Origin of the sequence: Sphaerotilus sp., from assembly GCF_041083715.1 — a bacterium.
GTDB lineage: Bacteria > Pseudomonadota > Gammaproteobacteria > Burkholderiales > Burkholderiaceae_C > Sphaerotilus.
In genome coordinates, this window is record NZ_JBFPGY010000109.1 from 1 (window position 1) to 11,135 (window position 11,135).

At 70.5% G+C, this 11,135-nt stretch carries 8 protein-coding genes; 2 read left to right on the forward strand and 6 right to left on the reverse strand.

The window, feature by feature from the left end:
- Nucleotides 1–300 (forward strand): SDR family oxidoreductase (locus AB3X43_RS05375; RefSeq protein WP_369428841.1); only part of this gene is annotated, 300 nt, incomplete at its 5' end.
- Between the two features lie 3 nt (nucleotides 301–303).
- Here AB3X43_RS05375 and AB3X43_RS05380 read toward each other — a convergent pair.
- The 3 genes from AB3X43_RS05380 to AB3X43_RS05390 form a co-directional block, all read right to left on the reverse strand.
- On the reverse strand, nucleotides 304–957 hold the full coding sequence (locus AB3X43_RS05380) for a glutathione S-transferase family protein (RefSeq protein ID WP_369428842.1): 654 nt from the start codon (nucleotides 955–957) through the stop codon (nucleotides 304–306).
- 46 nt (nucleotides 958–1,003) lie between these two features.
- Nucleotides 1,004–2,380 (reverse strand): FAD-dependent monooxygenase, encoded by a 1,377-nt coding sequence (locus AB3X43_RS05385; protein WP_369428843.1) that lies wholly within the window; start codon nucleotides 2,378–2,380, stop codon nucleotides 1,004–1,006.
- Between the two features lie 141 nt (nucleotides 2,381–2,521).
- Nucleotides 2,522–4,438 carry a B12-binding domain-containing radical SAM protein gene (locus AB3X43_RS05390; protein ID WP_369428844.1) on the reverse strand — a complete coding sequence of 639 codons (1,917 nt, stop codon included), beginning with the start codon at nucleotides 4,436–4,438 and terminating at the stop codon, nucleotides 2,522–2,524.
- Between the two features lie 136 nt (nucleotides 4,439–4,574).
- On the opposite strand from AB3X43_RS05390, the gene AB3X43_RS05395 reads away from it, so the two are divergent.
- A complete protein-coding gene (locus tag AB3X43_RS05395) occupies nucleotides 4,575–6,284 on the forward strand; it encodes a class I SAM-dependent methyltransferase family protein (protein WP_369428845.1) in 1,710 nt (569 codons plus the stop codon).
- 12 nt (nucleotides 6,285–6,296) lie between these two features.
- On the opposite strand, the gene AB3X43_RS05400 is transcribed toward AB3X43_RS05395, so the two are convergent.
- The 3 genes from AB3X43_RS05400 to AB3X43_RS05410 form a co-directional block, all read right to left on the reverse strand.
- Entirely contained in the window at nucleotides 6,297–7,082 is a 786-nt protein-coding gene (locus AB3X43_RS05400; RefSeq protein ID WP_369428846.1) for an SDR family oxidoreductase, read from the reverse strand.
- A 17-nt stretch (nucleotides 7,083–7,099) separates the two neighbouring features.
- The gene (locus AB3X43_RS05405) at nucleotides 7,100–7,747 is read right to left on the reverse strand and encodes a nucleoside/nucleotide kinase family protein (RefSeq protein WP_369428847.1); all 648 of its coding nucleotides are present in this window, start codon (nucleotides 7,745–7,747) and stop codon (nucleotides 7,100–7,102) included.
- 44 nt (nucleotides 7,748–7,791) lie between these two features.
- Nucleotides 7,792–11,135: EAL domain-containing protein (locus tag AB3X43_RS05410; protein ID WP_369428848.1), on the reverse strand; the 3,344-nt coding region annotated here is incomplete at its 5' end.

Here is an 11,135-nt window from a genome sequence, read left to right on the forward strand (position 1 = left end):
TCACCGGGCGAGTTCGTCGATTACGCAGCGTCCAAGGGCGCCATCGACAGCTTCACCATCGGTCTGGCGCGGGAAGTCGCGGCCGAAGGCATCCGCGTCAACGCCGTGGCGCCAGGGCTGATCGAGACCGAGATCCACGCCAGCAGCGGCGAGCCGGGTCGGGTCGAGCGGCTCAAGGCAGGGGTGCCGATGCAGCGTGGCGGGCATCCGGACGAGGTGGCGCGGACGGTGCTGTGGCTGCTGTCGGCCGAGGCATCGTACGTCACGGGGACGGTGGTGGACGTGGCCGGCGGGCGCTGAGGTTCAGGCCGGGTTGGCCGCCGCGAGCTGGGCGCCCAGCGCATTGTCGATGTCCTTGCCCGCTGCATAGGCTGGCCGGGTGACCAGTCGGGCCGCGTAGTCCTCGAACTCGGGCCGCTTCGGCAGCGAGCCGAACTGCATGCCCCAGAGGACGTGCGAGCCGACATACACATCCGCCGCCGAGAACGCGGCGCCCGCGATGAACGGCTGGCGCACCACGGCCGCGGCGAGCACGTCCACGACACGCTCGTAGGTGCCGTAACCCACCATGCCCTGCTGCTTCTCGTTGGGCGCGACTCCGAGCGAGCGATCGATCACCGCGCCTTCCAGCGGACCGGCGGCGAAGAACATCCAGCGGTAGTAGTCGGCGCGCTGCGCGGGTGCGGGGGCCAGTCCGGCCGCGGGAAACGCGTCTGCCAGATAGGCACAGATGGCCGCGCCCTCCGTGACCACCCGGCCACCGTGCACGACGGTCGGCACCTTGCCCATGGGATTGAGCGCCAGGTACTCGGGCGCTTTCATCGCCGTGCCGAAGCCGAGCACGACCTGGCGGTACGGGGCACCGGTTTCCTCCAGCATCCAGCGGGCGATCTGGCCGCGGGACCAGGGGTGGGTGTAGAAAACGAGGTCGCAGGCGGTGTCGTCGGTCAGCGGCATGGTCGCACTCCGGTGAGGATGGGGTGGACACGATGATAGCCAGCCCTCAGGCGTCCACCAGTTGCCGCACGATCAGCGCCTTGACCGGTGGCAGCCGCTCGGCCAGGTGCAGCGTGGCCTGCCGCACCAGCCGCGCCGCGGGCCGGTCGTCGGTGAACAGCCGCACGATGGCGTTGGTGCCGTGAAAGATCCAGCGGGCGGTGTCGCGGTGCTCGCGGTCGTAGGCGGCCAGCGCGACGGGGTCGGCCGGATTCGGGACACCGCCACCCGCACGCGCCTTGAGGTGGCGCGCCAGCGTCTCGGCGCTGTAGAGGCCAAGGTTGAAGCCGTGCGCGGTGACCGGGTGCATGCCGACCGCGGCGTCACCGACCAGCGCCACCCGGTCGGTGACCAGCTGCGGCGCCCAGGTCGCCACCAGCGGGTAGAGATGGCGGCGCGACTCGTCGCCGGGCGCGGGAGTGATGTCGCCGAGCTGCCCGCCGAGCCAGCCGGCCACCGTGCGGGCGTAGTCCTCGACCGGCTGCGCCATCCACTGCCGCGCCAGCTCGCTCGGCGCCGTGACCACGAAGGACGACTGGTGCAGCGGCCGACCGGTGCCGCCATCGTCAGGCGCATCGACCAGCGGCAACACCGCCAGCGTGTGGCCGAGGTGGAAGGCTTCGCGCGCCACCGCATCATGCGGGCGCGTGTGGCGCAGGCGGCCGACGATGGCGCTGCGACCGAAGTCGTGCAGGTCCGCGACCAGCCCGGCCATGCGGCGTGCGCCCGACAGCCGGCCATCGGCGGCCACCAGCAGCGAGGCGCGCACCTGGCGCGCACCACCGGGGCCGGCGAGCGTCACGGTCACGCCGTCCGCATCGCGGCGGAAGTCCTCCAGGCGGGTGCGTTCGTGCACCGTGATGCGCTCCGGGCACTCGGCGCAGCCCTGCCACAGCGCGCGGCGCAGCGCGTTCTGCGACACCAGCGTGCCAAGCCGCTCGGCGCTGGCCACCCCCGGCGCACCCGGGCCGATCAGGTGGCGCAGGATCGATGGCACCGGCAGGCGTGGCAGCGGCGGCAGTGGAAACGGGAACGACAGCGTGGAGCGGGCGTGCGACGCATCGAGGTGCAGCGACGCGGCCTGTCCCCCCGTGCTGACCGCGGCGGCGTGCAGCGGCGCACGGGCCGCGTCCGGGAGCCGGTCCCAGAGGCCCCAGTCGCGCAGCAGCGCCTCGGTGCGGTAGGTCAGCGCGAGTTCCCGCCCGTCCGGCGGCGGATCGGCCAGCGTCGCAGCATCCTGCGGATCGACCAGCAGCACGCGCAGGCCCAGCGGCGCCAGCGCCAGCGCGGTGGACAGGCCGGTCGGGCCGGCCCCGGCGATCAGTACATCGACGCACTCGGGCGCAGCGGAAGAAATGAAGTCGGAAGCAGTGGCGGCGGACACGGTATGACAGGGCCGCAGCGACCGGGCCGGGCGCTCGGCAGGAGTGGGTGGAAACCCGCCGATGGTGATGGGGCGCACCGCGTCAGGGCTTGTCCCGCATCAACCCATCCGAAAACCGGTGAACGTCCCCCGGTCAGCGCCTCAGTGCCCCAGCGCCTTGCCGATCCGATGCCGGCTCACCGTCGGCTTGGGCACCTTGCCCTTCAGATGGGCAAACCACGCCCGCACGTCCTCGTCCAGCCCGATGCCGTGCATGTAGTTGTAGAGCGCCTTCTTCAGCCCGACGCCAAGCGCGTCGTGGTCGGTGCCAGTCGGGTCGATGAAGCCGACATCGTTCTGCGCGAACGTGACCGGTGGCAGCGGGCGCAGCTGCACGCCGTACTCCTGCGGGTTCAGCCCCACCGGCGAATGCACCGTGCAGGCGAAGCGGTGGAAGAAGCCGCTCTGGATGCAGCCGTGCTCGAACAGCTGGCGCACGTACTCCAGCGCATCGACCGTGTCCTGCACCGTCTGCGTCGGGAAGCCGTACATCAGGTAGGCGTGGACCAGGATGCCCGCGTCGCTGAAGCCCTTGGTGACGCGCGCCACCTGATCGACCGAGACGCCCTTCTTCATCAGCGTCAGCAGCCGGTCGGACGCGACTTCCAGCCCACCCGACATCGCGATGCAGCCGCTGTCGGCGAGTTCCTGGCACAGCGCGGGCGTGAAGGTCTTCTCGAAGCGGATGTTGCCCCACCACGAGATCTGCACGTCGCGGCGCTGCAGCTCGGCGGCCAGTGTCTTCAGCGCCTTGGGCGGCGCGGCCTCGTCGACGAAGTGGAAGCCGGTCTGGCCGGTCTCGGCGACGATGGCCTCGATGCGGTCCACCAGCGTCTCGGCGGAGGCGCTCTCGTAACGCGAGATGTAGTCGAGCGACACGTCGCAGAAGCTGCACTTCTTCCAGTAGCAGCCGTGCGCCACCGTCAGCTTGTTCCAGCGCCCGTCGCTCCACAGCCGGTTCATCGGGTTGAGCATGTCGAGCAGCGAGAGGTACTTGTCCAGCGGCAGCCCGTCCCACGTCGGCGTGCCCACCTCGGAAAACGGCACGTCCGGCTCGACGAAGTTGAGGTAGCGCACCAGCCCGGTCGCTCGGTCCCGGACGAAGGTGCGCACCAGCCGCTGCTGCGAGCGCTTGCCATTCAGGTGCTCCAGCAGCGCCAGCAGCGGGCGCTCGCCGCTGTCGAGCGTCACGTAGTCGATGTGGTCGAACACCCGCGGCTCGGCGAGTTCGCGCAGCTCCGTGTTGGCAAAGCCGCCGCCCAGCGCCACGACGATCGTCGGATCGACCGCCTTCACCGCCTGCGCGATGCGGAACGCCGCGTACACCGCCCCCGGAAACGGCACCGACAGCAGCACCAGCCGTGGCCGATGCCGCTCGACCGCCGCCTTGGTCAGCTCGGTCAGCACGTCGTCCATCAGGTTCGGGGCGGCAGCGAGCGCCTCGGCCAGCGGCTCGAAGGTCGGCTGGCTGGTGGCGAGCGACTCGGCGTAGCGCACGAACTCGAAGCGCGGATCGACCGCGTCGCGCAACACATCCGCGAGGTCGTTCAGGTACAGCGTCGCCAGGTGCCGCGCCTTGTCCTGCAAGCCCAGCGCACCGAAGGCCCAGGCCAGCGGATCGCCGCCGTCCTCGTCCACATAGACATCGAGCGTGCGAAAGCGCGGTCCCTCGGGCAGGAAGGCGCGGCTGTTGATGCGGTGCGCCAGCGTCGCGTCGCGGCCCTGCAGGAAGGCGATGACGCGGTCGATGGTCGCCACATAGCGGTCGAACTGCGCCATGAAGCTCTGCACCGGCTCGGTCGGGCGCTTCGGCGGTGCGGCCTCGATGCGGCGGCGGATCTCCAGCAGCCCGCCCCGCGACAGCAGCCGCAGCACCAGCGCCAGCGCCAGATCCTCCTGTACGGCATCGACACCGCGCGCGCGCAGGAAGCCGGTCAGGTAGGCGGTGGACGGGTACGGGGTATTGAGCTGCGTCATCGGCGGAATGACGGACAGCACGCGCAAGGGGAGTTCGGACATGGCGCAGCTTGGCATGCAAGCGGACGACTGGGGGCGGCCATTCTGCCAGCCGGGCCGCGGATTTCTCCCGATCAAGGCAGAACCCGCGGTGGCATGCTGGACCGTGCTGACATCCCGGTCCTTCAGAGATCGCTCCATGACCACCACCGACACCGCCGACTCGATCGCCACGCCCGGCCCCGGTGCCTGGATCCGCTCCGAATCCGGTTTCCCTGGCTCCGACCACGCGCGCCTGTTCTACCGCTGCTGGCAGCCCCGCGATACGCGCCGCAGTGCCGCCGCACCGCCGCTGCGGGTGCTGGTCTTCCTGCACAGCGACCACGCACACTCCGGACATCTGCTGCCGGTCGTGGAACCACTCCTCGGCCTGCAGGACTGGGCCTTCGCCTGGGATGCCCGGGGCCATGGCCATTCGCCTGGCGCGCGCGATGGCGCCGCGGACGTGGCAGGCCTGGTGCAGGATTTCCACTGCTTCACCCGCCATCTCCGGCAGACCCACAACCTGTCCACCGAAGACATGCTCATCGTTGCACACGGCGTGGGTGCGGTGATCGCGGCCACCTGGATCCACGACCACGCGCCGCGTCTGCGTGGTGTCGTCATGGCCGCGGCGGCCTTCCAGTCCAAGGGGTTCGCCCGGTTCACCGCGCCCGCGCGGCAGCGCGCCGGCACCGCGCGGCGGATCGTGGCCAATGCCTCGGCGATCGAGGCCCCCGTGCTGATGCTGACTGCGGACAAGGACCAGGTCGTCCGACAGGCACCACAGGCGCAATTCTTCGACCGATTGGGCTCGCGCCAGAAACGGTTCCTGGTGCTGCAGAACGGGACCCACGCCGTGTTCCACGACCAGGGCCGGCCACTGGAGGACGTGCTCCAGACGTGCCGGCAGTTCATCGACCGCTGCTACGGACACCCGATTCCCCCGGCAGACCACCACCTGGACGCCGACCAGAACAGCCGCAGCGCCACCCAGTTCCGGGACTTGCAGCGGAACACGCCGGGATCCGTCTGGGCACGCGCGGTCCACACGCTGCAGCGCCACCTGCTGCACCGGTTCGGTCCGCTCAGCGATGGCCTGAGGATCGGTCTGGCGCAGGGGTTCGACTCGGGCGCGTCGCTGGAGTACGTCTACCGCCACGAGGCCAGCGGGCGTCTCGGCATCGGGAAGCTCATCGACCGGATCTACCTGGACACCCTCGTCTGGCGTGGCGTCCGGCTGCGCCAGCAGCACCTGCAGCGCGTCCTGAGCGACCTCATCGCCGTGCATCCGGCCAACCTGCCACTGCGCATCCTGGACGTTGCCGCCGGTGGCGGGCGCCATGTGCTGGAGACGGCCAAGCGCTTCCAGGACCGTCCGATGCAGATCACGCTGCGGGACGCCGTGCCAGCCAACCTCGATGCGGCGCGTCAACTGGCGGCATCGCTCGCGCTCCAGCACACGATCGACTACCAGTGTCGGGACGCACTGGCCCTCTCACCCGACAGCGACAGCGCGGGCGAGCCGCTCTGCGACATCGTGGTCGTGTCAGGGCTGTACGAGCTGTGCAGCGACAACGCACCAGTGCTGGCCTCGCTGCGCGCCATCCAGGGGCAGCTCCGGCCCGGCGGCCACCTGGTCTACACCGGACAGCCCTGGCAGCCGCAATGGCAGGCGATCGCCCGGATCCTGATCGACCACCGCGGGGAGCCGTGGCAGATGCGCCTGCGCCCCCAGGCGGAACTCGATGCGCTGGTGAGCGGCATCCACTGCCGCAAGACACAGAGCCTGATCGGCCCGGGCGGTCTGTTCACGGTGTCGGTGGCCCGCCATGAGCCGCCGCCCGCAAAGCCTGTCGCAGGCAGTTGACGGCGCGCCGACTCAGACCGCCGCGATCATGCCGCCGTCGACGCGCACCACCGACCCGGTGACATACGACGCCCGCGCACTCGCCAGAAACGCCACCACGTCGGCGTATTCCTGCACGTCCCCCACACGCCCCATCGGGATGGACGCGGCGCTGTCGGCCTGCACCTGCGCGAGATCCTTGCCTTGTCGCTGCGCGGCCTGTTCGTCGAGGAACTGGATGCGGTCGGTGGCGATGCGACCCGGCACGACGATGTTGGCGGTGATGCCATCGCAGGCCACTTCCCGCGCCAGCGTCTTCGACCAGCCGACCAGCGACAGCCGCAGCGCGTTCGACATCGCCAGATTGGCGATCGGCGCGACCACGCCCGACGAGGTGCTGGTGACAATGCGGCCCCAGCGCTGCGCGCGCATGCCGGGCAGGACGCGGTCGGTCACCGCGATGACGCTCAGCACCATCGCCTGGAACTGCGCCAGCCAGCGCTCGGGCGGCTGCCCGGCGGCGGTGCTCGGCGGCGGACCACCGGTGTTGTTGACGAGGATGCCGACCGGGCCGAAGCGGGCTTCGATGGTGGCGATGTTCGGCCCGATCTGCGCCAGATCGGCCAGGTCCCAGGCCAGCGCAAGCGCCTGCCCGCCCGCCACCTCGATCTCGGCGACCAGCGCTTCCAGGCGGTCGACACGCCGCGCGGCAACCACCACGCGGGCGCCCTCGGCGGCCAGCGTGCGCGCAATCGCCGCCCCCAGCCCGCTGCTGGCGCCCAGCACGAGTGCCGTCTTGTTCTTCAGTCCCAGATCCATCGGTGTCCCCGTGTGCCTTACCAGGCGATGAAACGATCGGCCCGCGCACGGGTGCCTTCGATCAGGCGCGCGTTCGGCTCGTCGGTGGCGTCGACCCAGGCCCGGGCCGCCTCCGGGCTGCGGCCGAACTGCACGTGGCGCGCGATCAGGCGCTCCAGCCGCAGCGCCGGGTCCACGTCCACGTACCACGCCTCGTCCAGCAGCGCCCGCACCTGCCCCCAGGCACCCAGCCGGGGGTCATCGAGCAGCAGGTAGTTGCCCTCGGTGATCACCAGCCGGGTCTCGGCGAACACCGGAATCGCACCCGCGACCGGCTCCTCGATCTCGCGGCGGAATTCGGGTGCCAGCACGGTTTCGTCCGCAGGCTGGTCGCGCAGGCGGCGCAACAAGGCGACGAAGCCGGCGCTGTCGAAGGTGTCCGGCGCGCCCTTGCGGCTGGCCCGGCCAAGGCGTGCCAGCTCGACATTGGCGAGGTGGTAGCCGTCCATCGGCACCACCTGCGCGGTGCCGGGGTGGCGCGCTTCCCAGGCGGCGAGCAGCGCCGCGGCGAAGGTGGACTTGCCGGCGCCGGGCGGCCCGATCAGGCCAAGCAGCACGCGCCGACGGCCATCGGCGAGCAAGCGTTCGAGGTGGGTGAGGCCGGTGGGGGGGACAGTGGCAGGCATGGCGCGATTGTCGACCAATCCAGCCGGCCTCGCCGTCACAGCGGTCACAGCGTTTCGCTGCGTTTGCGCCAGAGGCGGATCCAGTCCGGCAGCGCCTCGGCCGGCATCGGACGGCCGATGAAGTAGCCCTGTGCGATGTCGCAGCCCGCCGCTCGCGCGAAGTCCCAGTCGGCCCGGTCCTCGACGCCTTCGGCGACCACGGTCATGTCGAGCTGGTGTGCCATTTCCAGACTGGCGGAGAAAATGGCACGCTGGGTCGGCTGCTCGCGGTTGCCGTGCACGAAGCCACGGTCGATCTTCAGCTCGTCGAAGGGGATGTCGCGCAACTGCGCCAGCGACGAGTGGCCTGTGCCGAAGTCGTCGATCGACAGGCCGATGTGCTTCAGCCGCAGCCGGGTCAGGATGTCCATCGGCACCCGCGCGTCGCGCATCAGGCGCGACTCGGTCACCTCCAGCATCAGGTCGGTCAGCGGCACGCCGTGGTGGACAGCCTCGCGCAGCACGAACTCGGGGAAGTCCAGCCGCGCCAGATTGTCCATCGAGACATTGACCGCCACGCGCAGGCCCATGCCGGCCTCCCGCCAGCGCCGCGCCTGCCGCATCGCCTGGGACAGCACGCTGCGGGTGAGCGCATCGATCTGGCCGCTGGATTCGGCCACCGTGATGAAGCTGTCGGGATAGAGCAGACCTTCGGTCGGATGCCGCCAGCGCACCAGCGCCTCGACGCCCACCAGCGCGCCATCGGCCAGGCGGACCTTGGGCTGGTAATGCAGGATCAGCTGGTTGCCGCGCAGGGCGCGGTCGATTTCCTCCGGGGTGCGCGTCCGGGCAGCATGGCACACCTGCGCCGGCACGAAGCCGCGCCAGCGCGCCACCAGTTCCCCCAGCACAGCCGATGGCACCGGCTTGTGCAGGTGGTGCAGCACATGGAGCTGGTAGGCACTGGCGAGCTTGGCGGCGGTTTCCAGCACACGGTGGTCGGCACCGCTGACCAGCGCCAGCGCCCCCTGGTAGTGCTGTTCGGCGAGGTAGCGCATGAATTCGACGCCATCCATGCCCGGCATGTTCAGGTCGAGCAGCAGCAGCATCGCCGAGGTGTCGCGCCCGCGCAGCCACTGCAGCGCCATGGCACCGGAGCTGCAGGACTGGACCGAACCGACGCCGAGCGCGGCCAGCTGGCGCTGCAACACCTGGAGCTGGAACGGATCGTCGTCCACGAGCACCAGCGCGGGGTCGGCATCGCGGGTGGCCGGCGCCGTCTGTGCAGCGGCCGGTGTCGCTTCGAGATGCGCCACCAGCGCCACCAGCTCGCTCTCGAAACGCTGCATCCAGGCGGTGACGGCCACCCCATCACCCACCGCACCCGCCTGCTCGATGCCAGCACAGCAACCACCCAGCGCCATGGCACCAATGGACCGGGACGACGATTTCAGCCGGTGGCCCAGGGCACCGGCCTGCGTCCAGTCCGCACGGGCTGCAGCCGCGCGCAGCAACTCGGCCGTGGCGCGGCTGGAAACCAGGTAGTCGCGCCGGAAGCTGTCGATCACCGCCGGATCGTCGCCGACCAGCTGGGCGAGTGCCGTCTGGTCAAACACCGGCAGTGCCGGGCCATCGCCGGGCAGCGGCATCGAGGGCGGCGACACCGCCGGCGCCAGCCAGCGCGCCAGCGTCGCGCCGAGCTGTTCGAGCTGCACCGGCTTGCTGAGGTAGTCGTCCATGCCCGCAGTGCGGCAGCGTTCTGCCTCGCCGCTCAGCGCATTCGCGGTCAGCGCGATGATGGGCAGGTGCTGACCGGCACTTTCTCCGCGGCGCAGCGTGCTGGCCAGCTCGTAGCCATCCATGCCGGGCATGTGCAGATCGGTCAGCAACAGCGCGAACCGTCCGCTGCGAGCGCGCTCCAGAGCGTCCAGCCCGTTGTCCACCACCTCGGCCGTCAGCCCGAGCAGCGCCAGCTGCCGGCGAACGACCTTCTGGTTGATGTCGTTGTCCTCGGCGACCAGCACCAGCCGGCCTTGCAGCACGGCATCGCGGCTGCCCGGCAAGGCCTGCCGGCCCGGCAACGCGCCGGGGCCGAGTTCGATGGGGTCGGGCACACAGCGTCCGACCGCCAGTGCCACGGCCTTGAGCAGCGCGGCGCGGTGCAGCGCCTCCTGGTCGAGCATCACCATCCCAGGGCCCAGCACGCGCGGATTGCGCCGCTGGCCCGGCGTGAGCCAGACCCAGCCGAGTCCCGGCGCCACCGCCTCGCCGCGCAGCCGCACACGCGTCATGTCGACCGGGTCACGGTGTTGCTCCGTCTGCCACAGCACAACGGTCGGGCCGCCCGAGGGCCGATCGGCCAGTGCACGCCACAGCGCTTCGGCGTCCGACCAGCACCACGCCTGCGCGCCAGCCCCGGCCAGGTAGGCGCACCAGTCCCGCGCCTGCTGAACATCGTCCAGCAGCACATGGCACCGCAGGCCCGAGAGTTCAGCCTCGCGCTCGAACTCGGATGTCGAAGCGCGCTCGCTGGGTTGCAGCGGCAAGGTCACCGTGAACACCGCGCCCTGCCCTGGCGTGCTCTGCACACGGATGTCGCCATCAAACGCTGTCACCAGCCGGCGACAGATGGACAGGCCCAGCCCGGTGCCACCGTAACGGCGCGACGTGCTGCCTTCGGCCTGTTCGAACGGATCGAAGACACGGGCCTGCGCCGAGGCTGGCAAGCCGATGCCGTTGTCGCTGACCTGCAGACGGAACCGGTCCGTGCCGAGTGCTTCGGCGCGCACCCAAACCCGACCTGCGCGCTCCAGCCCGGCCGAGAACTTGACGGCGTTGGCCAGGAGGTTGTTGAGGATCTGGCGCAGTCGCACCACATCACTGAGGATCCAGGCCGGCAGGGCCGGATCGACGAAGACCTGCAGTGACACGCGCCGCGCGGCCGCCACCGGCTGCAGCGCATCGCACACACCTTCCACCAGCCGCAGCAAGGCCACCGGCTCGGCTTCCAGCGCCAGATGTCCCGCCTCGATCTTCGAGAAATCGAGAATGTCATCGAGGATGCCCAGCAGCGCGAAAGCCGAATCGCGGATCGTGTCCGCCAGATCGGACTGGTAGGGCGTCAGGCTCGACTGCCGCAGTACATCGACGATGCCGACCACGCCATTCATCGGCGTGCGGATCTCGTGGCTCATCGTGGCGAGGAAGGCACTCTTGGCCTCGTTGGCCGCTTCGGCCGCCTGCTTGGCCAGCGCCAGCTCCCGCGTGCGCGTGGCGACACGTTCCTCCAGATGGTGCCGGTGCTGGTCCAGCGCCTGCGACTGGCGCCAGCTCTTCATCCAGTGGGCGGCGGCACGGCCCAGATCCACCAGCATCTCGCGCTGTGCCTCGGTGAGCTGGCGCGGCTGGC